This window comes from Pseudomonas kurunegalensis (genome assembly GCF_030291635.1).
GTDB classification, from domain to species: Bacteria; Pseudomonadota; Gammaproteobacteria; order Pseudomonadales; family Pseudomonadaceae; genus Aquipseudomonas; species Aquipseudomonas monteilii.
In genome coordinates, this window is sequence record NZ_CP127871.1 from 1,703,520 (window position 1) to 1,728,957 (window position 25,438).

Here is a 25,438-nt window from a genome sequence, read left to right on the forward strand (position 1 = left end):
CCTTTTTCCGAAGGGGCGTTTACTGTGTGGGAATTGGTCAAGTCCGGTGGTTGGATGATGCTGCCGATCATTCTGAGTTCCATCGCTGCCATGGCTATCGTCGTCGAGCGCCTGTGGACCCTGCGCGCCAGTCGCGTCACCCCGCCGCACCTGCTGGGCCAGGTGTGGATGTGGATCAAGGACAAGCAACTGACCAGTGACAAGCTCAAGGCCCTGCGCGCCGATTCGCCGCTGGGCGAAATCCTTGCCGCAGGCCTGGCCAACTCGCGCCATGGCCGCGAAATCATGAAAGAGTGCATCGAGGAAGCCGCCTCGCGCGTCATCCACGAGCTGGAGCGCTACATCAGCACCCTCGGCACCATTGCCGCCATGGCCCCGCTGCTGGGCCTGCTGGGCACCGTGCTGGGCATGATCGACATCTTCAGTGCCTTCATGGGCTCGCAGATGACCGCCAACGCCGCCGTACTGGCCGGGGGGATCTCCAAGGCCCTGGTGACCACCGCAGCAGGCCTGATGGTCGGTATTCCGGCCGTGTTCTTCCACCGTTTCCTGCTGCGCCGCATCGATGAGCTGGTGGTGGGCATGGAGCAGGAAGCGATCAAGCTGGTGGAAGTGATCCAGGGCGACCGCGAAGTGGAAGTGGCCGGAGGCAAGGCGTGAAGTTTCGGCGCAATCGCCAGCGGGAGAACGTCGACATCAACCTGGCGTCGCTGATCGACGTGGTGTTCGTCCTGCTGCTGTTCTTCGTGGTTACTACCACCTTCACCCGCGAGACCCAGCTGCGTGTCGAGCTGCCCGAGGCTGCCAGCGCCGAGCAGGCGCCGGCCGACCAGGGCAAGCTGGTGGAAATCACCATCAGTGCCGAAGGCGTGTACTCGGTGAACAACCACCTGTTGCCCAAGAGCGACCTGGCCACCTTGAGCGAGGCCATCGAGCGTGAGTCGGGCGGCGACAACAAGCTGCCGCTTGCCATCAGCGCCGACGGCAAGACACCGCATCAGGCTGTGGTCACTGCAATGGATGCCGCCGGCAAGCTCGGTTTCAGCCAGTTGCGCATGACCACCGTCGAGGCGGCCCAGGGCACGCCTTGATGGCTTTCGCCGACCGTTTGCTCGCCGCCTGGTACACGGGGCACCCGGCGCTGGCGCTGCTGCGCCCGCTAGAGGCGCTGTACCGCCGCGTGGTCACGCGTAAACGGGCGCGTTTTCTCAGCGGTGAAAGTACCAGCTACCGGGCGCCGGTGCCGGTCATCGTGGTGGGCAACATCACCGTCGGTGGCACCGGCAAGACGCCGATGATTCTCTGGCTGATCGAACACTGCCGCCAACAGGGGCTGAAAGTGGGTGTGGTCAGCCGTGGCTATGGCGCCAAGCCGCCGCAGTTGCCTTGGCGCGTGCAGGCCGATCAAGCTGCCGGGCAGGCCGGTGATGAGCCGCTGCTGATCGTGCAGCGCACGGGCGTGCCGCTGATGATCGACCCCGACCGCTCCCGTGCCGTACAGGCGCTGTTGGCCAGTGAGCCACTCGACCTGATCCTGTGCGACGATGGTATGCAGCACTACCGCCTGGCCCGCGATCTGGAACTGGTGCTGATCGATGCCGCCCGTGGCCTGGGCAATGGCCGCTGCCTGCCCGCCGGCCCCTTGCGTGAGCCCGCTGAACGCCTGAACGACGCCGATGCGGTGCTGTTCAATGGCGCCAGCGCAGACCGGCCTGATGGTTTTGGCTTCTGCCTGCAGCCGTCCGCACTGGTCAACCTGCGCAGCGGCGAGCGCCGCGCGCTCGACCATTTCCCCGCAGGCCAGCGCCTGCACGCGGTGGCCGGTATCGGCAACCCGCAACGTTTCTTCAATACCCTGCTGGGGCTAAACTGGCAGCCGGTGCCGCACCCCTTCGCCGACCATGCGCAGTTCAGCGCCCAGAGCCTGGCGTTCAGCCCGCCGCTGCCGCTGGTCATGACCGAGAAGGATGCGGTGAAATGCCGAGCCTTCGCCGCTGACGACTGGTGGTACCTGGCCGTCGAGGCGCAGCCCACCCCGGCGTTCAGTGCCTGGTTCGACAGCCAGCTGCAGCGCCTGCTGCGCAAGCCCTGAGCCCGTTTTCAATTTCCGGCCACCTGGCCTAAAGGAAGCCTCCAATGGACACCAAACTGCTCGATATCCTGGCCTGCCCGATCACCAAGGGCCCGCTCAAGCTCAGCGCCGACAAGACCGAGCTGATCAGCAAGGGCGCCGGCCTGGCCTACCCGATCCGCGACGGCATCCCGGTCATGCTGGAAAGCGAGGCGCGCACCCTGACCGACGACGAGCGTCTGGACAAATGAGCCTGGACTTCACGGTAGTGATTCCCGCCCGGCTGCGCTCCACGCGCCTGCCGGGCAAGCCGCTGCTGCCGATTGCCGGCAAGCCGATGGTGCAGCATGTGTGGGAGCAGGCGCGTAAAAGCGCTGCCAGCCGCGTGGTCATCGCCACCGACGACGCCAGCATTCTCGAAGCGTGCCAGGCCTTCGGTGCCGAAGTGCTGATGACCCGCGCCGATCACGAGTCGGGCACCGACCGCCTGGCCGAAGTGGCCGCTCAGCTGGGCCTGCCGGCTGACGCCATCGTGGTCAACGTGCAGGGCGACGAGCCGCTGATTCCGCCGGTCATCATCGACCAGGTGGCTGCCAACCTGGCGGCGCATCCTGAGGCTGGCATCGCCACCCTGGCCGAGCCGATCCATGAGCCGGAAACCGTGTTCAACCCCAACGCGGTCAAGGTGGTCAGTGACAAGAACGGCCTGGCCCTGACCTTCAGCCGTGCGCCGCTGCCCTGGGCTCGCGATGCCTTTGCCAAGGACCGCAATGTGCTGGCGCAGGGCGTGCCGTATCGCCGCCATATCGGCATGTACGCCTACCGCGTCGGCTTTTTGCAGGACTTCGTTGGTTGGGGGCCATGCTGGCTCGAACAGACCGAAGCGCTGGAGCAGCTGCGTGCCCTGTGGCATGGCGTGCGCATTCATGTCGAGGACGCCATCGAGGCGCCCGCCGTGGGTGTGGATACCCCTGAAGACCTGGAGCGCGTACGGCGCTTGCTGGAGGCCTGATGCGCGTTTTGTTCGTGTGCCTGGGCAACATTTGCCGTTCGCCCACTGCCGAAGGTGTGCTGCGCCACCAATTGCAGGCCGCCGGGCTGGCGGACAAGGTGCAGGTGGCGTCTGCCGGCACGGGTGACTGGCATGTGGGCAAGGCGCCTGACAGCCGTACCTGCAAGGCGGCGCTGGCGCGTGGTTACGACCTTTCGCAGCAGCGTGCCCAGCAGGTCAAGGCGGCGCACTTCGCCGAATATGACCTGGTCCTGGCGATGGACGAGAGCAACCTGCGCGACCTGCGCGCCCTGCGCCCGCACAACGCAGTGGGCGAGCTTGACTTGTTCCTGCGCCGCTATGGGGCTGCGCTGGATGAAGTGCCAGACCCGTATTACGGCGGCGCAGGCGGCTTCGAGCAGGTGCTGGACCTGGTCGAGGCGGCGTGCCAGGCGCTGGTGCTGGAAATCAAGGGGCGGCTATGACAGTGCAGTGGCAGGAGCAGGTATCGCTCAAGCCGTACAACACCTTCGGCATCGACGTGAAGGCCCGCTATTTCAGCCAGGCGCAGGATGACCAGCAGGTACGTCAGGCGCTGAGCCAGGCGCATCAGCAGGGCCTGCCGGTGCTGGTGATCGGCGGCGGCAGCAACCTGCTGCTGACCCGTGACATCGATGCGCTGGTGCTGCACATGGCCAGCCGTGGTCGCCGTGTGCTCAGCGACGATGGCGAACGTATCGTGGTCGAGGCCGAGGCGGGTGAGCCATGGCACCCGTTCGTGCAGTGGACGCTGGCGCAGGGCTATTGCGGGCTTGAAAACCTCAGCCTGATCCCTGGCACCGTGGGCGCCGCGCCGATGCAGAACGTGGGTGCCTATGGGGTAGAGATCAAGGACGTGTTTGCCGGCCTGACGGCGCTGGACCGCGAGACAGGTGAGCTGCGTGAGTTTGGTTTGGCGGAATGTGCTTTCGGTTATCGCGACAGCGTGTTCAAGCGCAACCCTGGCCGCTGGTTGATCTTGCGTGTGCGCTTCGCCTTGAGCCATACCCTGCGGGCCCATCTCGATTACGGCCCGGTGCGCCAGCGGCTGACGGAGCAGGGCGCGACCGAGCCGACTGCCCAGGCGATCAGTGATGCCATTTGCAGCATTCGCCGCGAGAAGCTGCCAGACCCTGCGGAGTTGGGTAATGCCGGGAGCTTCTTCAAGAACCCGGTGGTGTCGGCCGCGCAGGTCGAGCGTATTCGTGCGCATTACCCTGGCGTGGTGGCTTATCCTCAGGCCGAAGGCCAGGTGAAGCTGGCGGCGGGCTGGTTGATCGAACAGGCGGGCTGGAAGGGGCATCGCGAGGGTGATGCGGGTGTTCATCGCTTGCAGTCGCTGGTGCTGGTCAACTACGGCCAGGCGAGCGGGGCGCAGATGCATGCGCTGGCTCAACGCATCCAGGCCGATATCCTGGAGCGGTTCGGGGTTGAGCTGGAGATGGAGCCTAACCTGTACTGATTCAGTGCCGGTCTGGCCCTTTAGCCGCGAAGAGGCCGGTACAGGAAAAATTCAAGGCCAAGAAAAAGCCCCGCCAGTTCGCACTGGCGGGGCTTTTTCATTCAGCCTTGGCTATCAACCGTGATGAGGCTTGTGCTCATCGGCAGCTTCCAGGGCTGGCTCCTCGGAGGCGGCAGCAGCTTCCTGTGCAGCTTTGGCGGCAGCCTCGGCCTCACGCTTGCGGCGGCGCACTTCACGCGGGTCGTTCGGCGCACGGCCGTTGGCCAGCATGACAGTAGCAGGCTCTACCGCTGCCGGGGCTTCGACCGGTGCCGGCTCGACCACAGGTGCAGGCTCGGCCACAACGTCTGGCTGGGCTTCAATAACCGCTGCAGGCTGCTCGACAACCGGAGCGGCTTCGACCACCGGGGCCTCCACTGGCGCCTCGGCAACCACGACCGGCTCGGCGGCAGGTGCTTCCTCAACGGCTGGCTGCGGGGCGACTTCGACCACTGGCGCGGCAGTGACTTCGGCCACGACCACCGGCTCGCTGACAGGCTGCTCGACCACTGGGGCCACGGCAACTTCCTCGGCTTTGGCGACCGCTTCGGCCTGCTCCACTTTTTCAGCCTGTTCAACCGGCTGGGTGGCTTCGCTGTTGTCGGTCTCTGCAACGACGGCAACTTCAGCGGTAGCACGCTCGGCCTGCTGGTTGGCCTGGGCCTCGGCGTCGGCACTGATGTTGCTGCTGGCGACAGCGGCAGTTACTGCCAGGCCAGCGGCCAGTTCGGCACCCAGCTCGGTGGCCTGGTGCTGTTGTGGCTGCTCTTCGCTGCCTTCTTCTTCGCCGTCGATCAGCTCGCCATTGGCGTTGCGCTGACGCTCGCGACGGTTGCTGCGACGACGCTGGCCACGGGAACGGCGGCGCGGGCGCTCGCCATCGGTGCCTTCCTGCTCGTCTTGCAGCAGCTCTTCGTTTGGCAGTTGCTCTTCGGCCAGTTCGGCAGCCTGTTCAGCTGCTTCTTCGGCTACCCGTGGCTGACGCTCTTCGCGTGGTGGGCGTGGAGCACGCTCTTCGCGTGGGGCGCGTTCTTCACGAGGTGCGCGTTCTTCGCGTGGTGCGCGTTCTTCACGCGGTGCACGTTCTTCGCGTGGCGCGCGCTCTTCACGGGCTACACGCTCTTCGCGTGGCTGACGCTCTTCACGTTCGGCTGGCGGGGTGGCATCCAGCGGCTCGCGCAGTTCGCGCACGCGCTCTTCGCCACGGTTGCTGCGGCGGTCTTCGCGCGGCTGACGTGGTGCGCGTTCTTCACGCGGTGCACGCTCTTCGCGTGGTGCGCGTTCTTCACGTGGCGCACGCTCTTCGCGCGGAGCGCGTTCCTCGCGTGGCTGGCGTTCTTCGCGTGGCGCGCGCTCGGCACGCTCTTCACGCGGCTTGCGCTCTTCGTCGCGGCGGCCGTTGCGGTTGCGGCTTTGCTGGCGGCCGTTGCGGCGCTCTTCGTTGCGCGGGCTGCGTTCGGCAGCCGGTTTTTCGGCGGCGGTGGTAACGACCGGTGCGGCAGCAGGCTCGTCCTTGCCGGCGAACAGGCTGACCAGCGACTTCACCAGGCCCTTGAACAGGCTTGGCTCCGGAGCGCTCGGGGCAGGGGCGACCGGTGCGGCAGGCTGCTGCTCTTCAGCGGCGGCGGGTACTGGCGCATTGGCGCGGGCCGGGGCGGTCTTCACTGCGGCTTCCTGGCGTACCAGGGTGCGGGTGGCGGTCGGCTGCGGCGCTTCTTCGGCTTCGGAGGCGGCGATTTCGTAGCTGGACTGGTTGTTCAGCACTTCCGGGTTGTCGTCGCGCAGGCGCTGGACTTCGAAGTGCGGGGTTTCCAGGTGGTCGTTCGGCAGGATGATGATGCGTGCACGGGTGCGCAGTTCGATCTTGGTAATCGAGTTGCGCTTCTCGTTGAGCAGGAACGCGGCTACCGGGATCGGGACCTGAGCACGGACTTCGGCGGTGCGGTCCTTCAGGGCTTCTTCTTCGATCAGGCGCAGGATCGCCAGCGACAGCGACTCGACGTCACGGATGATGCCGGTGCCGGAGCAGCGCGGGCAGACGATGCCGCTGCTTTCGCCCAGCGACGGGCGCAGGCGCTGACGGGACATTTCCAGCAGGCCGAAGCGCGAAATGCGGCCAACCTGCACGCGGGCGCGGTCGGCTTCCAGGCATTCGCGAACGCGCTCTTCCACGGCGCGCTGGTTCTTCGCCGGGGTCATGTCGATGAAGTCGATGACGATCAGGCCGCCGATGTCACGCAGGCGCAGCTGGCGGGCGATTTCTTCGGCCGCTTCCAGGTTGGTCTGCAGGGCGGTTTCTTCGATGTCGCTGCCTTTGGTGGCGCGCGCCGAGTTGATGTCGATGGACACCAGGGCTTCGGTCGGGTCGATCACGATCGAGCCACCGGACGGCAGGTCGACGACGCGCTGGAAGGCGGTTTCGATCTGGCTTTCGATCTGGAAGCGGTTGAACAGCGGCACGCTGTCTTCGTACAGCTTCACTTTGCTGGCGTACTGCGGCATCACCTGGCGGATGAAGGTCAGGGCTTCTTCCTGGGCGTCGATGCTGTCGATCAGCACTTCACCGATGTCCTGGCGCAGGTAGTCGCGGATGGCGCGGATGATGACGTTGCTTTCCTGGTAGATCAGGAACGGCGCGGCGCGGTCCAGGGACGCTTCCTTGATGGCGGTCCACAGTTGCAGCAGGTAGTCGAGGTCCCACTGCATCTCTTCGCTGCTGCGGCCGAGGCCGGCAGTGCGCACGATCAGGCCCATGTCGCCCGGCACGGTCAGGCCGTTCAGGGCTTCGCGCAGTTCGTTACGCTCTTCGCCTTCGATGCGGCGGGAGATGCCACCGGCACGCGGGTTGTTGGGCATCAGTACCAGGTAGCGGCCGGCCAGGCTGATGAAGGTGGTGAGGGCGGCGCCTTTGTTGCCGCGCTCTTCCTTCTCGACCTGGACGATGACTTCCTGGCCTTCGCTGAGCACTTCCTTGATGTTGACGCGGCCTTCGGGGGCCTTCTTGAAGTATTCGCGGGAGATTTCTTTCAGCGGCAGGAAGCCGTGACGTTCGGAGCCGAAGTCGACGAAGGCGGCTTCGAGGCTGGGTTCGATGCGGGTGATCTTGCCTTTGTAGATGTTGGCCTTTTTCTGCTCGCGCGCACCGGACTCGATGTCCAGGTCGTAGAGACGTTGGCCGTCCACCAGGGCTACACGCAACTCTTCGGGTTGAGTCGCGTTAATCAGCATTCTTTTCATGTTGTACCGTCGGTTTCCGGGCTGCCGGAAACGGCGTTCGGCACACACGACGTCTCATGGTCGGTGCCAAGGTGCGCAAAGGGTGGCCGGGCCACCCCCGTGTCGAGCGACGTTCGGCACCAGCCGGTTGCCCAGCCTGCCGTTGTCGCGACGACGCGTCCTGTTTGCTGCGGTGCCAACAAGGCCCCGGTGGCTTCGAATAGGAATCCGAATCAACCAAGCGGGCCTTGTGCACTCAGTCAGGAGGAGGAATCAACCGTCAGCCGTGGACGCCCGGGGGCATCTGTTCAGGACCTTATCCGCTCGCCAGCCGTCAGTGGGCTGGTGGCCGGACGCGGTGCTACACGGTCCGAGGGCTGTGCATCTCCACCCTGCACGTATCCCTGATAATTCGGGTGCTGCCGCGCGCTGAATCCGCAACGGGTTGCATTTTTCGCCAGTGCAGGTACTGCACTGGCGCCATTCATGTCCAAGGCAGGTATTTCCGAAGCATTCGCCGTGCGTTGCGTGGAAGCGACGGGGCGGGCAGAGGTGCAGCGAAAAGAATCGGGTAAGCAGGTGAAACACCGCACTTGTCGTTTTTTTTCGGTCTTCTCTACACAGCGCTGGTGGCGATTCCAGGCAATTCGGTAAACTGGCGAAAACCCCGTAGGACGGCCTCGCGTCCTGGAGAATTGCGTTGGTCAGGGCCGGCAAAGAGCCTGGTGCCGCTGGCCTGCCGCTTTTGGCGGCGTTCGCGACTATAGCAGCAATGATTAAGTGCTTCAATTCCATAAAAAATTGTTATGATCCCGCCATGACGACCAATACCCCTCCGACTTCCGGCGTTCAGCTGATCGAAGTCGCGCCGGAGCTTGCCGGCCAACGCATCGACAATTTCCTCATCACGGCCCTCAAGGGCGTGCCCAAAACCTTGGTCTACCGCATCCTGCGCAAGGGTGAAGTGCGGGTGAACAAGGGGCGGGTCAAGCCGGAGTACAAGATCCAGGCTGGCGACATCGTGCGGGTGCCGCCCGTCCGCCTGCCGGAGCGTGACGAGCCGGCGCCGGTGGCCCAGGGCCTGCTGCAGCGCCTTGAGGCCGCCATTGTCTACGAAGACAAGGCGCTGATCGTGATGAACAAACCGGCTGGCATTGCCGTGCACGGCGGCAGCGGCCTGAGCTTTGGCGTGATCGAGGCGCTGCGCCAACTGCGCCCGGACGCCAAGGAGCTGGAGCTGGTGCATCGCCTGGACCGCGACACCTCCGGCCTGCTGATGATCGCCAAGAAACGCAGCATGCTGCGCCACCTGCATGCCGCACTGCGCGGCGACGGTGTCGACAAACGCTACATGGCGCTGGTGCGCGGCCACTGGCCCACCTCGAAGAAGCAGGTCAATGCGCCCTTGCTCAAGAGCAACCTGCGCTCCGGCGAGCGCATGGTCGAAGTGAACGAAGAGGGCAAGGAGGCGCTGACCCTGTTCCGCGTGCTGCGCCGCTTTGGCGAGTTCGCCACCATTGTCGAGGCGCGCCCGATCACCGGCCGCACCCACCAGATCCGCGTGCACACCTTGCATGCCGGGCACATGATTGCCGGCGACAGCAAGTACGGTGACGAAGACTTCAGTCGCGAAATCCGCGAGCTGGGTGGCAAGCGCCTGTTCCTGCATGCCTACGCGCTGACCGTGCCACTGCCGGACGGTGGTGAGCTCCAGCTTGAAGCGCCCGTGGATGAAGTGTGGGCGAAAACCGTTGAGCGTCTGAGTGCGTCCTGACCTATGAAAAAAGGCTATGAGCTACTGATCTTCGACTGGGACGGCACGCTGGCCGATTCCATCGGGCGCATCGTCGAGGCCATGAACGCCGCTGCCGATCGTGCCGGCGAGGCGCAAAGCAGTGACGAGGCGGTCAAGGGAATCATCGGCCTGGCCCTGGGCGAGGCCATTCATACCCTGTACCCGCACCTGGCGCCTGCGCAGGTTGAAACCTTCCGTCAGCACTATGCCGATATCTACATGGCGCTGGACCAGCAGCCTTCGCCGTTGTTCGACGGCGTTGTCGAGTCGCTGGACGCCTTCCGTGCCGAGGGTTACCGCCTGGCGGTGGCTACCGGCAAGGCGCGTCGCGGCCTGGACCGGGTGCTCAAGGCCAACGGTTGGGAGGCGTTCTTCGATATCACTCGCGCCGCCGACGAAACCCGTGGCAAGCCGCATCCTTTGATGCTTGAGGAAATCCTCGGCCATTGCGGCGTCGAACCCGGGCGTGCGCTGATGGTCGGAGATTCGGCGTTCGACCTGCAGATGGCCAGCAATGCCGGTATGCATTCGGTGGCGGTGGGCTATGGCGCCATGTCGCTGCAGGCGCTGGCCGAATTCGGCCCGCAGGTGTGCATCAATCACTTTTCCCAGTTGCGCGAGTGGCTGGCTGGTTCCGCAATTCCACTTCCAAGGTAGGTAAGTATGGCAGACGAATGGAAAGCCCCCGAGGCCGAGCCCGAGGAGCGTGAAGAGCGCAAAAGCTGGAAGCTGCTGGAGAAGACCCTGCTGGCCAGCGTGCAGGAGCAGCGTCGGTCGCGGCGCTGGGGCATCTTCTTCAAGCTGCTGACCTTCGTTTACCTGTTCGGCATCCTGGCGTTGTTCACGCCGCTGATGGACATGGACAAGGCCGCGTCGCGCAGTGCCAGCCATACCGCGCTGGTCGAGGTGCGCGGGGTGATTGCCGATCAGGAGGCCGCCAGCGCCGACAATATCGTCAAGAGCTTGCGTGAAGCGTTCAAGGACAGCAAGACCAAGGCTGTGGTGATGCGCATCAACAGCCCGGGTGGCAGCCCGGTGCAGGCGGGTTACGTGTATGACGAAATCCGCCGTTTGCGGGCCGAGTACCCGGCCATCAAGCTGTATGCGGTCATTGCGGATCTTGGTGCTTCCGGTGCCTATTACATCGCCAGTGCGGCAGATGAAATCTATGCCGATAAAGCGAGTCTGGTCGGTTCTATTGGTGTGACGGCGGCCGGATATGGTTTTGTCGGTACCATGGAAAAGCTGGGTGTGGAGCGGCGTTCTTACACGTCGGGTGAGCACAAGGCGTTTCTTGATCCGTTCTCACCGGAAAAGCCTGATGAAACCCGGTTCTGGCAGGGTGTGCTGGACACCACGCACAACCAGTTCATTGCCATGGTCAAGCAGGGTCGTGGCGAGCGTCTGAAGGACAAAGAGCATCCGGAGCTGTTCAGCGGCCTGATCTGGTCGGGTGAGCAGGCCAAGGCGCTGGGGCTGGTGGATGGGCTGGGTAGTGCCAGCTATGTGGCGCGTGAAATCGTTGGTGAGAAAGAGTTGGTGGATTTCACCGTTCAGGAGTCGCCGTTCGACCGCTTCTCCAAGCGCGTAGGGGCTAGCGTGGCTGAGCACCTGGCGATGTGGATGGGGTTCCAGGGGCCGCAGTTGCGCTGAAGGTTCGTCGCGCGTTTTGTGGTGTTTGTGAGATCGAGCGCCGCCCGCGCGGCGCATCGCGAGCAAGCTCGCTCCTACATTTATTTCGGGCCAGTATCGCCTGTACCAGCGCGCGCGACCGCCTTGACTGTAAGACGCAATATCTAGCCATGCACCAAGGTGTGCGCGCGCAAATCCCACAGGAGCAATTGGCCCGAAACAGATGTAGGAGCGAGCTTGCTCGCGATGCGCCGCGCGGGCGGCGCTCGATCTGTCAGGCGCAAAAAATCTCAAGGCGGGCTATGGGATAACCACGCCCTCCTTGGTCAGCATATCCACCAGCCGAATCAGCGGCAGCCCGATCAAGCTGCTCGCATCGCACCCGTGCGTGCTCTGGAACAAACTCACCCCCAATCCCTCTGCCTTGAAGCTCCCTGCGCAATCCAGCGGCTGTTCCGCCGCAACATAACGCTCCACGCGCTCACGGCTCAATTCACGCATCGTCACGGTAAACGGCACACAATCCACCTGGCATTGCCCGGTGGCGCTATTCAACAGTGCCAGTCCGGTCAAAAAGCTCACCTGCTGCCCGCTGCACTCCAGCAATTGCTCGCAGGCCCGCTCGAAGGTGTGCGGCTTGCCCAGCACCTGTTCGCCCAGCACGGCCACCTGGTCCGAGCCGATAATCAGGTGCCCGGGGTGGCTGCCCGCCAGGGCTTCGGCCTTTTGCCTGGCCAGGCGGCGAACCAGCTCTACCGCCGGTTCATCAGCCAGGCGCTGCTCGTCTATATCGGGGCTTGCCCAGGTGAAGGGCAGGCGCAGGCGTGCGAGCAGTTCGCGGCGATAGGCAGAGCTGGAAGCCAGTAGCAGAGGAAGCATGGTAGACTCCTGAATCAGTTGAACAAATTCTATCACGCACGATGCCGCCTAATTTCCTTTGACAGGGGCGGGGGGCATCCCTATTATGCTGCGCCTATGTTGAATGACCCGATTCCACCTCACGTTGACCCGCGCAAATTAGCCGATCGTGGCGTAACCCTTAACGGTTCGCTGCAACTCGCTGATTTGGAAAGACTCTGCGACCCGCTTTCCGACAATGTCGGTACGGTGCAGGCGAAGTTCGATTTTGAACGAGATGAACAGCACGTGGTGGTTATCCACACCGAGCTGAGCGTCGAGGTCAAGATGGTTTGCCAGCGTTGTCTTGAGCTGGTCACCCTGCCGATCCACAGCGAATGTACTTACGCCGTGGTGAAGGAGGGTGCGAATACCCAGTCGTTGCCGAAAGGCTATGACGTGCTGGAACTGGGCGAAGATCCTTTGGATCTGCAGGCATTGATCGAGGAGGAGCTTCTGCTCGCCTTGCCAATCGTGCCTGCTCATCATCCGGAAGAATGCCAGCAGCCGGCGGGCGCAGACGAGCCCGAATCGAGCAAGGACGAGGTATCGCGGTCCAACCCGTTCAGTGTTTTGGCGCAGTTAAAGCGTGACCCAAACGTTTAGGAGTTAATCAATTATGGCTGTTCAGCAGAACAAAAAATCCCGCTCTGCCCGTGACATGCGCCGTTCGCACGACGCCCTGTCGGAAAACGCGCTGTCGGTAGAGAAAACCACCGGTGAAGTTCACCTGCGCCACCACGTTTCGCCAGAAGGCGTATACCGTGGTCGCAAAGTGGTCGACAAGGGCGCTGACGAGTAATCCTTGTCCGCTCAGATCATCGCGATCGACGCAATGGGCGGGGACTTCGGTCCCCGCAGCATTGTCCAGGCTAGCATTGCCTGCCTTTCTGCTACTCCCTCGCTGCACCTGACCCTCGTCGGTCAAACCTCCCTCCTGGAAGATCTTGTCAGCGGCCTTGCGGCTGCGGATCGCGCGCGCCTGCAGATTGTCGCCGCCAGTGAGGTGGTCGGCATGGATGAGCGGCCCTCCCAGGCATTGCGGGGCAAGCCGGATTCGTCGATGCGCATCGCCCTCGAACTGGTGCGTGATGGCAAGGCTCAGGCCTGCGTCAGTGCCGGCAATACCGGGGCGCTGATGGCGCTGTCCCGTTTCGTGCTCAAGACCTTGCCGGGTATCGATCGGCCCGCCATGGTGGCGGCGATTCCGACTCAGGCGGGTTACTGCCAGTTGCTCGACTTGGGTGCCAATGTCGATTGCAGTGCCGAAAACCTCTACCAGTTTGCCGTAATGGGCTCGGTGGCTGCTCAGGCCCTGGGTGTGCATCGTCCACGGGTGGCGCTGCTGAACATCGGCACCGAGGACATCAAGGGCAATCAGCAGGTCAAGCTGGCTGCCAGCCTGTTGCAGAATGCCCGTGGGCTTAACTACGTGGGCTTTGTCGAGGGTGACGGGCTGTATCGTGGTGAGGCTGATGTGGTGGTGTGCGATGGGTTTGTCGGCAATATCCTGCTCAAGTCCAGCGAGGGGTTGGCGACGATGATCGCTGCGCGCATCGAGCAATTGTTCAAGGGTGGCGTGTTGTCGCGGGCGGCCGGGGCGGTGGCCATGCCGCTGCTCAAGCGTCTGCAGGCCGACCTGGCGCCGGCGCGGCACAATGGTGCCAGTTTTCTGGGGTTGCAGGGCATCGTCATCAAGAGCCATGGCTCGGCGGGCGTGCAGGGCTTCCAGAGTGCCATCCAGCGGGCGTTGATCGAGATACAGGAAAACCTGCCGCAGCGCTTGCATGGGCGCCTCGAAGACCTGTTGCCTTAGGCATTTTGCCCGTGAAGTGCTTAAATGTGACCGCTTGGTCTGTGTATCCATCCAAGTTTTCAGATTCCGCGCCTGGCCCAGGGCCTGGCGCACCCTATCCGACGACAAGATCATAAGGGCTTGTTCAATGTCTGCATCTCTCGCATTCGTCTTTCCCGGTCAAGGTTCCCAGTCGCTGGGCATGCTCGCCGAGCTCGGCGCCGAGAAGCCAGTGATCATCGAAACCTTCAAGGAAGCGTCCGAAGCACTGGGTTACGACCTGTGGAAGCTGGTCCAGGAAGGCCCTGAAGAGCAACTCAACCAGACCGACAAGACCCAGCCGGCCATCCTCACCGCGTCCATCGCGCTGTGGCGCCTGTGGCTGGAAGAGGGTGGCGCGCAGCCAGCCTTCGTTTCTGGCCACAGCCTGGGCGAATACAGCGCCCTGGTCGCTGCGGGCAGCATCACCCTGAAAGACGCTGTTCGCCTGGTCGAGCGCCGCGGTCAGCTGATGCAGGAGGCCGTACCGGCGGGTCATGGTGCCATGGCTGCCATCCTCGGCCTGGACGACGCTGTGGTCGTTGACATCTGTGCCGAAGCCGCTGAAGACCAAGTGGTCAGCGCCGTCAACTTCAACTCGCCAGGCCAGGTGGTCATCGCTGGCAATAAGGCTGCCGTGGATCGCGCCATGGAGCTGTGCAAGGCCAAGGGCGCCAAGCGCGCCCTGCCGTTGGCGGTCAGCGTGCCGTCGCACTGCGCCCTGATGAAGCCGGCGGCCGAGCGTTTTGCCGAGTCGGTCAACGCCATCGAGTGGAAGGCCCCGCAAATTCCAGTGGTGCAGAACGTCACGGCTGCTGTTGCTGCCGACCTCGATGCACTCAAGCACGACCTGCTGGCGCAGCTGTATCAGCCTGTGCGTTGGGTGGAGTGTGTGCAGACCCTGGCTGCCAACGGTGCGGTCAACCTGGTCGAGTGTGGCCCGGGCAAGGTCCTGGCTGGCCTGAACAAGCGTTGCGCCGATGGCGTGACCACTTACAACCTCAACACCCCTGATGCCGTTGCCGCCACCCGCGCGGCACTGGCCTGATTTGGAGAAGCTTGCATGAGCCTGCAAGGTAAAGTTGCACTGGTCACCGGCGCCAGCCGTGGCATTGGCCAGGCCATTGCCCTCGAACTGGGCCGCCAGGGCGCGACCGTGATCGGCACCGCCACTTCGGCGTCCGGCGCCGAGCGCATCGCTGCCACCCTGAAAGAGCACGGCATCACCGGTGCCGGCATGGAACTGAACGTGACCAGCGCCGAGTCCGTTGACGCGGTACTGGCCGCCATCGGCGAGCAGTTCGGCGCACCGGCCATTTTGGTCAACAACGCCGGCATCACCCGCGACAACCTGATGCTGCGCATGAAAGACGACGAGTGGTTCGACGTGATCGACACCAACCTGAACAGCCTCTACCGTCTGTCCAAGGGCGTGCTGCGTGGCATGACCAAGGCACGTTGGGGCCGTATCATCAGCATCGGCTCGGTCGTGGGTGCCATGGGTAACGCCGGTCAGGCCAACTATGCGGCCGCCAAGGCTGGCCTGGAAGGCTTCAGCCGCGCCCTGGCGCGTGAAGTGGGCTCGCGTGGCATCACCGTCAACTCGGTGACCCCGGGCTTCATCGACACCGACATGACCCGCGAGCTGCCAGAAGCGCAGCGCGAAGCCCTGCAGACCCAGATTCCGCTGGGCCGCCTGGGCCAGGCCGACGAAATCGCCAAGGTGGTTTCGTTCCTGGCATCCGACGGCGCTGGCTACGTGACCGGCGCTACCGTGCCGGTCAACGGCGGGATGTACATGTAACACTGCAACTCAATGTGACGGATTTCGTAAAAAAAGAGTCATACTGCGAGCCTAAAATCCGTTATAAAGCTGCAACCAGATTCCAGGCAGCGGGTGGGGTGGCTAGCTTGAAGGTGCGTTTCGCTTGAAAAGCGAACGTCTTTCTATAAAATTAGCCACCGGCCAGCTGCCTGACATATATCCATTAGGAGTAAACCTAGGTATGAGCAACATCGAAGAACGCGTCAAGAAAATCGTCGCCGAGCAACTGGGCGTCAAGGAAGAAGAAGTGACTCTCGAGAAGTCCTTCGTTGATGACCTGGGTGCCGATTCGCTTGACACCGTTGAGCTGGTGATGGCTCTGGAAGAGGAATTCGAGACCGAAATCCCTGACGAAGAAGCCGAGAAGATCACTACCGTTCAAGCTGCTGTAGACTACGTCAAAGCCCACCAGGCCTAAGACGCTTTAGTCGACGCTTCTTGTCGGGGAAAACCGCACTGCCTTCGCTGGCGTGCGGTTTTTTCTTTGCGAGCGCCCCGCATTTTCAAGGCTGCTTCGTTCACCGCGCACCAAGAGCCTGTTGCCATTTCATTCCTGCGCTTGAATGCAATGGCAAGAGACTCTGTTATTAGAAAAGGAGAGTACTGTGTCGCGTAGACGCGTCGTGGTCACCGGTATGGGTATGCTGTCGCCACTGGGTACCGATGTACCGAGCACCTGGCAGGGCATTCTGGCTGGCCGCAGTGGCATTGGTCCGATCGAACACACGGACCTGTCTGCCTACTCCACCCGTTTTGGCGGCTCGGTGAAAGGCTTCGAAGTCGAGCAATACCTGTCGGCCAAAGAGGCCCGCAAGCTCGACCTGTTCATCCAGTACGGCCTGGCGGCCGGTTTCCAGGCGGTGCGTAATGCCGGCCTGGAGGTCACCGACGCCAATCGCGAGCGTATTGGCGTGGCCATGGGCTCGGGTATCGGTGGCTTGACCAACATCGAAGAAACCAGCCGCACCCTGCACGATTCGGGGCCGCGCCGCATTTCGCCGTTCTTCGTACCGGGCTCGATCATCAACATGATCTCCGGGTTCCTGTCGATCCACCTGGGTCTGCAAGGGCCGAACTACGCCATTGCTACCGCCTGCACCACCGGCACCCATTGCATCGGCATGGCCGCGCGCAATATCGCCTACGGTGAGGCCGACGTGATGATCGCCGGTGGCGCCGAAATGGCCGCTTGCGGCCTGGGCATGGGCGGTTTCGGTGCTTCGCGCGCGCTGTCCACCCGCAACGACGAGCCAAGCCGGGCCAGTCGCCCGTGGGACAAGGGCCGTGACGGCTTCGTGTTGTCCGACGGTGCCGGTGCGTTGGTGCTCGAAGAGCTGGAGCACGCCCAGGCCCGTGGTGCGACCATCTATGCCGAGCTGGTTGGCTTTGGCATGAGCGGCGACGCCTACCACATGACCTCGCCGCCCGACACTGGCGAAGGCGCTGCCCGTTGCATGGCCAACGCCCTGCGCGATGCCGGCATCAAGCCGGAAGAAGTCAGCTACATCAACGCCCACGGCACTTCGACCCCTGCGGGCGACGTGGCCGAAGTGGCTGCGATCAAGCGCGTGTTCGGTGAGCATGCCTACAAGCTGGCGGTCAGCTCGACCAAGTCGATGACCGGTCACCTGCTGGGTGCTGCCGGCGCGGTGGAGGCGATCTTCAGCGTGCTGGCCATCAACAGCCAGATGGCACCGCCCACCATCAACCTGGATGAGCCGGACGAAGGTTGCGACCTTGACTTCGTACCGCACCAGGCGCGCAGCATGCCGATCGACGTGGTGTTGTCCAACTCGTTCGGCTTTGGCGGCACCAACGGCTCGCTGGTGTTCCGCCGGTTCGCCGGTTGATGCACAGCTGGATCGATGGCCAGCCGGCGGCTGCACTCAACCTGCAGAACCGTGGCCTGGCCTACGGCGATGGCCTGTTCGAGACCATTGCCGTGCGCAGCGGTCGCCCCAGCTTCCTGGACGGCCACCTCGCACGCCTGGCGCTGGGCTGCCAGCGCCTGGCGATCACCGTCGACCTGGCGCTGGTGCGCGACGAACTGCTTCGCTATGCCAGCCAGCTCGGTGAAGGCGTAGCCAAACTTATCCTAACCCGTGGCGACAGCCAGCGTGGCTATGCCCCGGTAGCCGATGCCGCGCCACGGCGCATCCTGCAGGGCAGTCCGTTGCCCGGCTATCCTCTTGAGCATGCCGAGCAAGGCGTGCGGTTGTTCGCTTGCCAGACCCGGCTTGGGGAACAACCGCTGCTGGCCGGGCTCAAACACCTCAACCGCCTGGAGCAGGTGCTGGCCCGTGCCGAATGGCAGGACAGCGAACACGCCGAAGGCCTGATGCGTGACGGGCAGGGCAGGGTCATCGAAGGGGTATACAGCAATCTGTTCCTGGTGCGCGACGGCGTGCTGCTTACCGCCGACCTCAGCCGCTGTGGTGTAGCCGGGGTGATGCGAGCGGCGTTGCTGGAGCAGGCCGTACTGCTGGGCATCCCGGTGCAGGTCTGTGACCTGCCGTTCGAGGCGCTGGAGCACGCAGATGAAGTATTTGTTTGCAATAGCGTTTACGGCATTTGGCCCGTGCGTGGCGTAGCCGCGCTAAACTGGTCGCCTGGCCCGCTCACCCGTAAACTGCAGGCCGTTGCCCGTACGTTACTGGAAACCTGAATTCGTGAGACGTAAATTCCTGCTGCTGCTGGAAATGGGCTTGATCCTTGCTGGCCTGGCGCTTGGCTGGTCGGCCTGGAAGGTCAACGCCGTCCTGGAGCAGCCCTTGCACGTCACGCAGGAGCGCCTGCTCGATGTGCCCAATGGCACCACCCCCAACCGCATGTTCTACCGCATGCAGAGCGAAGGGTTGCTCGACGACGCCGTGTGGCTGCGCTTGTACTGGCGCTTCAACATGGCCGGCACCCCCCTGCACACCGGCGAGTACCGCCTTACCCCGGGCATGACCGTCGAGCAGCTGTTCGATGCCTGGCGACGGGCTGATGTGGTGCAGTACAACCTCACGCTGGTCGAAGGCTGGACCTTCCGCCAGGTACGCTCGGCTGTGGCCAAGCATGAAAAGATCAAGCACACCCTGGACGGCCTGTCGGACTCCGAGGTGATGGACAAGCTCGGCCATACCGGCGTGTTCCCGGAAGGGCGCTTCTTCCCGGACACCTACCGCTTCGTGCGCGGCATGAGCGATGTCGAGTTGCTGCAACAGGCCTACATGCGTCTGGACGAAGTGCTGGCCAAGGAATGGGCCGAGCGCACCACCGACCTGCCATACCGCGACCCGTACCAGGCGCTGATCATGGCTTCGCTGGTGGAAAAGGAAACCGGTATCCCCCAGGAACGTGGGCAGATAGCCGGCGTGTTCGTGCGGCGCCTGCGCCTGGGCATGATGCTGCAGACCGACCCGACGGTGATCTACGGCATGGGTGAGCGCTACAACGGCAAGATTACCCGCGCCGACCTGCGCGAACCGACGCCCTACAACACCTATACCATCACAGGGTTGCCGCCGACCCCGATTGCCATGGTCGGTCGTGAAGCGATTCATGCAGCGCTCAACCCGTCGAATGGTACCAGCCTGTACTTCGTCGCCCGGGGCGACGGTAGCCACGTGTTCTCCGACGACCTCGATGACCACAACTCGGCGGTGCGCGAGTTCCAGCTCAAGCGCCGTGCAGACTACCGCTCCAGCCCCGCCCCGCAGCAAGAGGCACAACCGGCTGCTGAAGACGCCCAGCCCGAGGTGCCTGCGGCGGATGAGCCGGCAGCGCAGCCGGCACCCGATGAGCCCCCTGTTCAGGACGCCCCTGCCGGTGGCGCGCAAGCGGCCGAACGGCCGACGCCTGACGAACAACATTAAGGACTGCCTGTGAGCGGCTTGTTTATTACGCTGGAAGGCCCCGAAGGTGCGGGCAAGAGCACCAATCGTGACTACCTGGCCGCGCGCTTGCGCGAGCAGGGCCTGGACGTGGTATTGACCCGGGAGCCTGGTGGTACGCCGCTGGCCGAGAAAGTGCGCGAACTGTTGCTGGCTCCCAGCGATGAAACCATGGCAGCCGACACCGAGCTGCTGCTGGTATTCGCTGCGCGCGCCCAGCACCTGGCACAGGTCATTCGTCCGGCATTGGCCCGCGGGGCCGTCGTGTTGTGTGACCGCTTCACGGACGCCACCTATGCCTATCAAGGGGGTGGCCGTGGTTTGTCTGTCGAACGTATCGCTGCCCTGGAGCAATTCGTTCAGGGCGACCTGCGCCCGGACCTGACCCTGGTATTCGACCTGCCGGTCGAAGTAGGCCTTGCCCGTGCCGCCGCTCGCGGTCGCCTGGACCGTTTCGAGCAGGAAGGCCAGGCCTTCTTCGAAGCCGTTCGCCAGGCGTATCTGCAGCGCGCCCGGCGCGAGCCGCAGCGCTACAGCCTGCTGGACGCCGCGCAATCCCTTGAGGCTGTGCAGCGGGCCATTGACGTGCTGCTGCCTGGCATCGTGGAGCGTTGCCGTGGCTGAGGCCTACCCTTGGCAGCAGGCCCTCTGGCAGCAACTGGCCGGCCGAAGCCAACACGCCCATGCCTATCTGTTGCACGGGCCACAGGGTATCGGCAAGCGGGCCTTGGCAGAGCGCCTGATGGCCCGTTTGCTGTGTCAGCAGCCTCAAGGGCTGGACGCCTGCGGCGGGTGCAAGTCTTGCCTGCTGCTCAAGGCGGGCAGCCACCCGGACAACTTCGTCCTTGAACCTGAAGAGGCCGATAAGCCGATCAAGGTCGACCAGGTGCGCGAACTGGTAGCCTTCGTGGTGCAGACGGCCCAACTGGGCGGGCGCAAGGTCGTCTTGATCGAACCGGTGGAGGCGATGAACGTAAATGCCTCCAACGCACTGCTCAAAAGCCTTGAAGAGCCCTCTGGCGATACCGTGTTGCTGTTGGTCACGCACCAGCCTAGCCGCCTGCTGCCCACCATCAAGAGCCGCTGCCAGCAGGTCGCCTGCCCGCAGCCCGGCTTGGCCCAGAGCCAGGCTTGGCTGGCCGAAGCGTTGCCCGACAGTGACCAGGCCGAACGTGACGAGCTGCTGACGTTGGCGGCCGGTTCGCCATTGATGGCAGTCAGCCTGCAGGCGCAAGGCGTGCGTGAGCAGCGTGCGCTGGTTACCGACGGGGTGAAGAAGCTGCTCAAACAGCAGCAATCGCCCAGTCAGTTGGCCGATGCCTGGAACGGTGTACCGTTGTTGTTGCTGTTCGACTGGTTTTGCGATTGGTCGCACCTGATCCTGCGCTACCAGTTGACCCAGGACGAGGAAGGTTTAGGCTTGGCCGATATGCGCAAGGTGGTGCAATACCTGGCGCAGAAGAGCCGCCAGGCCAAGGTGCTGGAGGTGCAGGCGTGGATCCTGGAGCAGCGCCAGAAGGTGCTGGGCAAGGCCAACCTCAACCGTGCCCTGTTGCTAGAGTCGCTGCTGGCTCACTGGCTGCAATTGCCGGGCGCCCGCTGATTTCCCATTTTTCATGTGTGCTGTTATCCCATGCTCGTAGATTCCCATTGCCACCTCGACCGTCTTGACCTGAGCGCCCATCAGGGCTCCCTCGATGCTGCCTTGCAGGCGGCACGTGAACGTGGGGTGGGGCACTTCCTCTGTATCGGTGTCAGTGCCGAGAACGCTGGCGCGGTGAAAGCCCTGAGCGAGCAATACGCCGATGTTGATTGCTCGGTAGGTGTGCACCCGCTGGACCTGGCGCCGGGTGAAACCCCGGCGCTGGAGTGGCTGCTGCGCGAGCTGGCCCACCCGCATGTAGTAGCGATTGGCGAAACCGGGCTGGATTATCACTATGAGCCCGAAGCTGCCGAACTGCAGCAGGCTTCGTTCCGCCTGCACCTGGAAGCCTCGCGGCAGACTGGCAAGCCGGTGATCGTGCACACCCGGGCGGCCCGCGCCGATACCCTGGCGTTGTTGCGCGAGGCCAACCTGCCGCAGGCCGGCGTGCTGCATTGCTTTACCGAAGACTGGGACATGGCCAGGGCGGCGCTGGATTTGGGGTATTACATTTCCCTGTCTGGCATCGTGACGTTCCGCAATGCCGAAGCCCTGCGCGAAGTGGCGCGGCAGGTGCCGGTCGATCGGCTGCTGGTGGAAACCGATTCGCCGTACCTGGCGCCGATTCCGCACCGGGGCAAGCCGAATTTGCCGCAGTATGTGCGCGAGGTGGCGGAGTATGTGGCCTCGTTGCGGGGGGCCAGTTATGAGCAACTGGCGGAGCAAACCACGGCGAACTTCAAGCGGTTGTTCCCGTTGGCGCGAGTGCGCTGATCGCTCGAACTTTATCCCCTGGCCAGTCCACCCTGCGGGGCGCGCAAAAAAAACCCGGGTTCTGGGGGGGGAATCCGGGTTAAGACCATTAGGAGTAAAACAAAGGTACGCGGTCCCTGAGCACCTTTATCGGCGCGCCACTTGGGGGGGATGCGCCGCGCCAACACTTCAAGTATTGGTCAGGTTTGGCGCAGTGCCAGTGCATATTGGTCGTTTTTTAAACAGATTTGGAATACGCCGAGGTTCCATTCCTCCCGCAGCGCATGGCCATATGCATCGTGAAACACAGACATGCTTGGATGATCCGTGCAATTTCCCGCAAGTTAGGCATAATAAACCGCTTCGATTGTCATCCAGTCCTTCCCATGCAGAAAGAACCTCGTAAGGTCCGTGAGTTTCGCCGTCGCGAACAGGAAATCCTCGACACCGCGCTCAAGCTGTTTCTCGAACAGGGTGAAGACAGCGTCACCGTCGAGATGATCGCCGACGCCGTGGGCATCGGCAAAGGCACGATCTACAAGCACTTCAAGTCCAAGGCGGAGATCTACCTGCGCCTGATGCTCGACTATGAGCGTGACCTGAACGCGCTGTTGCACTCGGCCGACGTCGACCGCGACAAGGAAGCCCTGTCGCGTGCCTACTTCGAGTTCCGCATGCGCGACCCGCAACGTTACCGGCTGTTCGACCGCCTGGAGGAAAAGGTGGTCAAGGGCAATCAGGTGCCGGAAATGGTCGAGCAACTGCACAGCATTCGGGCCTCCAACTTCGACCGCCTGACCCAGCTGATCAAAGGCCGCATCAGCGAAGGCAAGCTTGAAGACGTACCGCCCTATTTCCACTACTGCGCCGCCTGGGCGCTGGTGCATGGCGCCGTGGCGCTGTACCACTCGCCGTTCTGGAGCAATGTGCTGGAGGACCAGGAGGGCTTCTTCCAGTTCCTGATGGACATTGGCGTGCGCATGGGTAACAAGCGCAAGCGCGACCCGGAACCTTCGAACTGAAGCGCAGCTTCCTTCGCTGCTGATACCCGGTATGAAGCGGGGGCTTGCAAAAACCTGATTTATGAGTCAGGTTTTGCCAGCCCCTCATCATCCATGCCGGAGTCATTCATGATTGTCGATCGTCAAGGCAGGCGTTTTCGCAACCTGCGCGTCAGCCTGACGGCTGCCTGCAATTACGCCTGCACCTACTGCGTACCAGACGGCAAGCGTCTGGTGGCGGCGCAGGACGAATTGTCGGCGGATGCCCTGGCCCGTGGCGTGGCCTACCTGATCGAAGCGGCCGGTATCGAGCGGCTGCGCATCACGGGTGGTGAGCCGCTGGTCAGCCCACGCCTGGATGCCTTTCTGGCCGCTGTGGCCAAACTCAGGCTCGATGATATTTCGTTGACCACCAATGGCCAGCTGTTGGCGCGCAAGTTGCCCCAGTTGCAGGCAGCTGGCATCCGCCGCCTGAATGTTTCACTCGACACCCTTGACCCTCAAGCCTTCCGCCGCATTGCGCGGGGTGGCGACCTGGCCAGTGTGCTGGCAGGCATGGAACAGGCCAGTGCGATGGGGATGCGCATCAAGGTGAACATGGTGCCGATGCGCGGGCAAAACCTCGATCAGGTATTGCCACTACTGGATTACTGCCTTGAACGCGGCTTTGAGCTTCGCTTCATAGAGCTCATGCGCATGGGGCACCTGGCGCGTGACCGCAATACCTTCCTGCAACAGTTCGTCGGCCTTGACCCACTGCTCACGCTGATTGGCAGCAGGCACACCTATGCCCAGGTCGATGCGCCAGTGGACGCCACGGCTTTGCGCTATCAAATACCTGGGCGTGGGCACTTCGGCGTCATTGCCAACGAAAGCCTGCCGTTCTGCCGCGCCTGCTCGCGTTTGCGTTTGTCCTCGACAGGCTGGTTGCATGGCTGCCTTTCGTCCAGCAATCGCCACTTCGTCGGCGATCTGCTGGATAAGCCACGCCATCAAGCATTGCCGGCGCTTCAGCGCTTGCTGGTCAAGGCCTTGGCTGACAAGCAAGCGCAAGCGTTTTCCGGGGATGTGATGGTGATGAAAGTGATCGGCGGCTGAAGCTGGCGCAAAAGCTGCATCCGCCGGCTATTCGCCGGTTTTTCGTCACCGGCCACTGGAGGAAAGATGCGTAGCTTGGTCTTGCTGCTGGCGCTGATGGCGCTGGGCGGTTGCATGAATGTCAGCGATATGGGCGAGGGCGTTCGTTATCACATGAGCGATGCCGGTCTGCTGGACCACAGCGATACCCGTCGCACCCTGTCGATCCGTCTGCAGCCCGATTCGTTCATCTTCATCGGCCAGGGTGCGTTCGTGCCACCGGGCAAGGGGCCGGTGCCACGCCAGAACGTGGTGGCTGAGCAGGCCTTCAAGAGCTTCGTCGAGTATTTCCCGCTGGTGCGCCGCGCCCAAGGCCCGCTGGGCCTGGAAGAGGCCGTTGCCCAGGCACGGTCGGTAGGTGCGGACTACGTGTTGTACACCCGCTTCGCCCGGACCGACGACCGCATCGGCAATGGTGACGAATGGTATGACGAGCAGGCGGTCGACCGCTTGGGTTGGGACAGTGGCGTGGTGCAGATGATGCTGATCGAAACCAATACCCGCTACCTGATCGATACCGCACGCATCAAGAGCCGTGGCGGTTTGTTGACGTTCCACGACAATACCCCCGAGGATTTGCTTGGCGCACCGATGCGCGAGTACGCTCGTAGCCTTCTGGGCATGAGCGAATGAGGCAGGTGTGATGAGCGATTCCGGCAAGGCCAATGATCTTCTGGCGCAGATCCCCAAGGCCAAGGGGTTGCCGCCGGTGCATCTGTGGAACCCGGACTTCTGCGGCGACATCGACATGCGGATCGCTCGCGATGGCACCTGGTACTACCTGGGTACGCCGATCGGGCGCAAACCGATGGTGCGGCTGTTCTCCACCATCATCCGCCGCGATGGCGATGACTACTTCCTGGTTACCCCGGTAGAAAAGGTTGGCATCCGCGTGGATGACGCGCCGTTCGTGGCGGTGGCGCTGGAGGTGTTGGGGGGGGGCGAACAGCAGGTGCTGCGCTTTACCAGCAATGTCGAGGACCAGGTGGATGCCGGCCCGGACAGCCCGCTGCGCGTGGTGATCGACCCGGTGACGCAAGAGCCGTCGCCCTATGTGCTGATGCGCAGCAATCTTGAAGCGCTGATTCATCGCAATGTGTTCTACCAGCTGGTGGAACTGGCGGTGCCGCGTGTGATCGAGGGCGAGGAGTGGTTGGGGGTCTGGAGCCAGGGCGAGTTCTACCCGATTGGTCGTAGTAGCTGAATGCTCTGTTGCTTGTACCGGC

At 63.2% G+C, this 25,438-nt stretch carries 28 protein-coding genes; 26 read left to right on the forward strand and 2 right to left on the reverse strand.

The genetic code is table 11. The features are described from left to right. Positions 1-24 precede the first annotated feature (24 nt). From QQ992_RS07650 to murB, 7 genes are read left to right on the forward strand one after another with little or no spacing between them, the layout of a single operon-like run. Positions 25-660 carry a MotA/TolQ/ExbB proton channel family protein gene (locus tag QQ992_RS07650; protein ID WP_016391244.1) on the forward strand — a complete coding sequence of 212 codons (636 nt, stop codon included), beginning with the start codon at positions 25-27 and terminating at the stop codon, positions 658-660. Beyond that, positions 657-1,091: an ExbD/TolR family protein gene (locus tag QQ992_RS07655; protein WP_012271149.1), complete on the forward strand. Its 435-nt coding sequence runs from the start codon at positions 657-659 to the stop codon at positions 1,089-1,091. The genes QQ992_RS07650 and QQ992_RS07655 overlap by 4 nt, the downstream gene beginning before the upstream one ends. Beyond that, the gene (gene lpxK, locus QQ992_RS07660) at positions 1,091-2,092 is read left to right on the forward strand and encodes a tetraacyldisaccharide 4'-kinase (RefSeq protein ID WP_286112864.1); all 1,002 of its coding nucleotides are present in this window, start codon (positions 1,091-1,093) and stop codon (positions 2,090-2,092) included. Before QQ992_RS07655 ends, lpxK begins: the two co-directional genes overlap by 1 nt. Before the next feature lie 44 nt (positions 2,093-2,136). After that, complete coding sequence (locus tag QQ992_RS07665) at positions 2,137-2,322, forward strand: Trm112 family protein (RefSeq protein WP_003247142.1); 186 nt, start codon at positions 2,137-2,139, stop codon at positions 2,320-2,322. Next, positions 2,319-3,083, forward strand: coding sequence for a 3-deoxy-manno-octulosonate cytidylyltransferase (gene kdsB, locus QQ992_RS07670; RefSeq protein ID WP_286112865.1), 765 nt, complete (start codon positions 2,319-2,321; stop codon positions 3,081-3,083). Before QQ992_RS07665 ends, kdsB begins: the two co-directional genes overlap by 4 nt. Then, positions 3,083-3,547, forward strand: coding sequence for a low molecular weight protein-tyrosine-phosphatase (locus QQ992_RS07675; RefSeq protein ID WP_286112867.1), 465 nt, complete (start codon positions 3,083-3,085; stop codon positions 3,545-3,547). Before kdsB ends, QQ992_RS07675 begins: the two co-directional genes overlap by 1 nt. Next, positions 3,544-4,563 carry a UDP-N-acetylmuramate dehydrogenase gene (murB, locus tag QQ992_RS07680; RefSeq protein ID WP_286112868.1) on the forward strand — a complete coding sequence of 340 codons (1,020 nt, stop codon included), beginning with the start codon at positions 3,544-3,546 and terminating at the stop codon, positions 4,561-4,563. The genes QQ992_RS07675 and murB overlap by 4 nt, the downstream gene beginning before the upstream one ends. Positions 4,564-4,677: 114 nt before the next feature. Here the strand turns inward: murB and rne are convergent, their stop codons facing one another. After that, positions 4,678-7,839 carry a ribonuclease E gene (gene rne, locus QQ992_RS07685; RefSeq protein ID WP_286112869.1) on the reverse strand — a complete coding sequence of 1,054 codons (3,162 nt, stop codon included), beginning with the start codon at positions 7,837-7,839 and terminating at the stop codon, positions 4,678-4,680. A gap of 796 nt (positions 7,840-8,635) precedes the next feature. Between rne and rluC the strand changes: the two genes are divergently transcribed. From rluC to QQ992_RS07700, 3 genes are read left to right on the forward strand one after another with little or no spacing between them, the layout of a single operon-like run. Continuing rightward, positions 8,636-9,592 (forward strand): 23S rRNA pseudouridine(955/2504/2580) synthase RluC, encoded by a 957-nt coding sequence (gene rluC, locus QQ992_RS07690; RefSeq protein ID WP_286112870.1) that lies wholly within the window; start codon positions 8,636-8,638, stop codon positions 9,590-9,592. Positions 9,593-9,595: 3 nt separating this feature from the next. After that, the gene (locus QQ992_RS07695; RefSeq protein WP_016715134.1) at positions 9,596-10,270 is read left to right on the forward strand and encodes an HAD family hydrolase; all 675 of its coding nucleotides are present in this window, start codon (positions 9,596-9,598) and stop codon (positions 10,268-10,270) included. A 6-nt stretch (positions 10,271-10,276) separates the two neighbouring features. After that, complete coding sequence (locus tag QQ992_RS07700) at positions 10,277-11,266, forward strand: S49 family peptidase (RefSeq protein WP_286112871.1); 990 nt, start codon at positions 10,277-10,279, stop codon at positions 11,264-11,266. A gap of 279 nt (positions 11,267-11,545) precedes the next feature. Here the strand turns inward: QQ992_RS07700 and QQ992_RS07705 are convergent, their stop codons facing one another. Beyond that, entirely contained in the window at positions 11,546-12,124 is a 579-nt protein-coding gene (locus tag QQ992_RS07705; RefSeq protein ID WP_286112872.1) for a Maf family protein, read from the reverse strand. Between the two features lie 96 nt (positions 12,125-12,220). Here QQ992_RS07705 and QQ992_RS07710 point away from each other — a divergent pair, with 96 nt between their 5' ends. From QQ992_RS07710 to QQ992_RS07785, 16 genes are all read left to right on the forward strand, one after another. Next, positions 12,221-12,748, forward strand: coding sequence for a YceD family protein (locus QQ992_RS07710; RefSeq protein WP_286112873.1), 528 nt, complete (start codon positions 12,221-12,223; stop codon positions 12,746-12,748). Between the two features lie 13 nt (positions 12,749-12,761). After that, complete coding sequence (rpmF, locus tag QQ992_RS07715) at positions 12,762-12,944, forward strand: 50S ribosomal protein L32 (protein ID WP_003247154.1); 183 nt, start codon at positions 12,762-12,764, stop codon at positions 12,942-12,944. A 3-nt stretch (positions 12,945-12,947) separates the two neighbouring features. After that, positions 12,948-13,958, forward strand: coding sequence for a phosphate acyltransferase PlsX (gene plsX / locus QQ992_RS07720; protein WP_286112875.1), 1,011 nt, complete (start codon positions 12,948-12,950; stop codon positions 13,956-13,958). Between the two features lie 127 nt (positions 13,959-14,085). Then, positions 14,086-15,024 (forward strand): ACP S-malonyltransferase, encoded by a 939-nt coding sequence (gene fabD / locus QQ992_RS07725; protein ID WP_286112876.1) that lies wholly within the window; start codon positions 14,086-14,088, stop codon positions 15,022-15,024. 15 nt (positions 15,025-15,039) lie between these two features. Next, the gene (gene fabG, locus QQ992_RS07730; protein ID WP_286112878.1) at positions 15,040-15,780 is read left to right on the forward strand and encodes a 3-oxoacyl-ACP reductase FabG; all 741 of its coding nucleotides are present in this window, start codon (positions 15,040-15,042) and stop codon (positions 15,778-15,780) included. A 202-nt stretch (positions 15,781-15,982) separates the two neighbouring features. Continuing rightward, a complete protein-coding gene (gene acpP, locus QQ992_RS07735) occupies positions 15,983-16,219 on the forward strand; it encodes an acyl carrier protein (RefSeq protein ID WP_016715141.1) in 237 nt (78 codons plus the stop codon). 187 nt (positions 16,220-16,406) lie between these two features. Further along, positions 16,407-17,651, forward strand: coding sequence for a beta-ketoacyl-ACP synthase II (fabF, locus tag QQ992_RS07740; RefSeq protein WP_016715142.1), 1,245 nt, complete (start codon positions 16,407-16,409; stop codon positions 17,649-17,651). Continuing rightward, on the forward strand, positions 17,651-18,466 hold the full coding sequence (gene pabC, locus QQ992_RS07745) for an aminodeoxychorismate lyase (protein WP_286112879.1): 816 nt from the start codon (positions 17,651-17,653) through the stop codon (positions 18,464-18,466). Before fabF ends, pabC begins: the two co-directional genes overlap by 1 nt. Before the next feature lie 4 nt (positions 18,467-18,470). Continuing rightward, positions 18,471-19,661 carry an endolytic transglycosylase MltG gene (mltG, locus tag QQ992_RS07750; protein ID WP_274081458.1) on the forward strand — a complete coding sequence of 397 codons (1,191 nt, stop codon included), beginning with the start codon at positions 18,471-18,473 and terminating at the stop codon, positions 19,659-19,661. Positions 19,662-19,670: 9 nt separating this feature from the next. Continuing rightward, complete coding sequence (tmk, locus tag QQ992_RS07755; RefSeq protein WP_105945354.1) at positions 19,671-20,303, forward strand: dTMP kinase; 633 nt, start codon at positions 19,671-19,673, stop codon at positions 20,301-20,303. Then, complete coding sequence (locus QQ992_RS07760) at positions 20,296-21,282, forward strand: DNA polymerase III subunit delta' (RefSeq protein WP_110740240.1); 987 nt, start codon at positions 20,296-20,298, stop codon at positions 21,280-21,282. The genes tmk and QQ992_RS07760 overlap by 8 nt, the downstream gene beginning before the upstream one ends. A gap of 30 nt (positions 21,283-21,312) precedes the next feature. Next, entirely contained in the window at positions 21,313-22,095 is a 783-nt protein-coding gene (locus QQ992_RS07765; RefSeq protein WP_016715147.1) for a TatD family hydrolase, read from the forward strand. 365 nt (positions 22,096-22,460) lie between these two features. Continuing rightward, positions 22,461-23,096 (forward strand): TetR/AcrR family transcriptional regulator, encoded by a 636-nt coding sequence (locus QQ992_RS07770; protein WP_003260720.1) that lies wholly within the window; start codon positions 22,461-22,463, stop codon positions 23,094-23,096. A gap of 108 nt (positions 23,097-23,204) precedes the next feature. Then, complete coding sequence (locus QQ992_RS07775) at positions 23,205-24,173, forward strand: GTP 3',8-cyclase MoaA (protein ID WP_286112882.1); 969 nt, start codon at positions 23,205-23,207, stop codon at positions 24,171-24,173. A gap of 66 nt (positions 24,174-24,239) precedes the next feature. Then, positions 24,240-24,845 (forward strand): DUF4823 domain-containing protein, encoded by a 606-nt coding sequence (locus QQ992_RS07780; protein WP_019098587.1) that lies wholly within the window; start codon positions 24,240-24,242, stop codon positions 24,843-24,845. Positions 24,846-24,855: 10 nt separating this feature from the next. Then, positions 24,856-25,416, forward strand: coding sequence for a DUF1285 domain-containing protein (locus QQ992_RS07785; RefSeq protein ID WP_286112884.1), 561 nt, complete (start codon positions 24,856-24,858; stop codon positions 25,414-25,416). Positions 25,417-25,438 lie beyond the last annotated feature (22 nt).

Excerpts from the sequence above, each read along its gene's own strand:
- lpxK (WP_286112864.1), top strand. The coding sequence starts at position 1,091 with ATGGCTTTCGCCGACCGTTTGCTCGCCGCCTGGTACACGGGGCACCCG.
- QQ992_RS07665 (WP_003247142.1), top strand. The coding sequence starts at position 2,137 with ATGGACACCAAACTGCTCGATATCCTGGCCTGCCCGATCACCAAGGGC.
- kdsB (WP_286112865.1), top strand. The coding sequence starts at position 2,319 with ATGAGCCTGGACTTCACGGTAGTGATTCCCGCCCGGCTGCGCTCCACG.
- QQ992_RS07675 (WP_286112867.1), top strand. The coding sequence starts at position 3,083 with ATGCGCGTTTTGTTCGTGTGCCTGGGCAACATTTGCCGTTCGCCCACT.
- murB (WP_286112868.1), top strand. The coding sequence starts at position 3,544 with ATGACAGTGCAGTGGCAGGAGCAGGTATCGCTCAAGCCGTACAACACC.
- rne (WP_286112869.1), bottom strand. The coding sequence starts at position 7,839 with ATGAAAAGAATGCTGATTAACGCGACTCAACCCGAAGAGTTGCGTGTA.
- rluC (WP_286112870.1), top strand. The coding sequence starts at position 8,636 with ATGACGACCAATACCCCTCCGACTTCCGGCGTTCAGCTGATCGAAGTC.
- QQ992_RS07695 (WP_016715134.1), top strand. The coding sequence starts at position 9,596 with ATGAAAAAAGGCTATGAGCTACTGATCTTCGACTGGGACGGCACGCTG.
- QQ992_RS07700 (WP_286112871.1), top strand. The coding sequence starts at position 10,277 with ATGGCAGACGAATGGAAAGCCCCCGAGGCCGAGCCCGAGGAGCGTGAA.
- QQ992_RS07705 (WP_286112872.1), bottom strand. The coding sequence starts at position 12,124 with ATGCTTCCTCTGCTACTGGCTTCCAGCTCTGCCTATCGCCGCGAACTG.
- QQ992_RS07710 (WP_286112873.1), top strand. The coding sequence starts at position 12,221 with ATGTTGAATGACCCGATTCCACCTCACGTTGACCCGCGCAAATTAGCC.
- rpmF (WP_003247154.1), top strand. The coding sequence starts at position 12,762 with ATGGCTGTTCAGCAGAACAAAAAATCCCGCTCTGCCCGTGACATGCGC.
- fabD (WP_286112876.1), top strand. The coding sequence starts at position 14,086 with ATGTCTGCATCTCTCGCATTCGTCTTTCCCGGTCAAGGTTCCCAGTCG.
- fabG (WP_286112878.1), top strand. The coding sequence starts at position 15,040 with ATGAGCCTGCAAGGTAAAGTTGCACTGGTCACCGGCGCCAGCCGTGGC.
- acpP (WP_016715141.1), top strand. The coding sequence starts at position 15,983 with ATGAGCAACATCGAAGAACGCGTCAAGAAAATCGTCGCCGAGCAACTG.
- pabC (WP_286112879.1), top strand. The coding sequence starts at position 17,651 with ATGCACAGCTGGATCGATGGCCAGCCGGCGGCTGCACTCAACCTGCAG.
- QQ992_RS07765 (WP_016715147.1), top strand. The coding sequence starts at position 21,313 with ATGCTCGTAGATTCCCATTGCCACCTCGACCGTCTTGACCTGAGCGCC.
- QQ992_RS07770 (WP_003260720.1), top strand. The coding sequence starts at position 22,461 with ATGCAGAAAGAACCTCGTAAGGTCCGTGAGTTTCGCCGTCGCGAACAG.
- QQ992_RS07775 (WP_286112882.1), top strand. The coding sequence starts at position 23,205 with ATGATTGTCGATCGTCAAGGCAGGCGTTTTCGCAACCTGCGCGTCAGC.
- QQ992_RS07780 (WP_019098587.1), top strand. The coding sequence starts at position 24,240 with ATGCGTAGCTTGGTCTTGCTGCTGGCGCTGATGGCGCTGGGCGGTTGC.
- QQ992_RS07785 (WP_286112884.1), top strand. The coding sequence starts at position 24,856 with ATGAGCGATTCCGGCAAGGCCAATGATCTTCTGGCGCAGATCCCCAAG.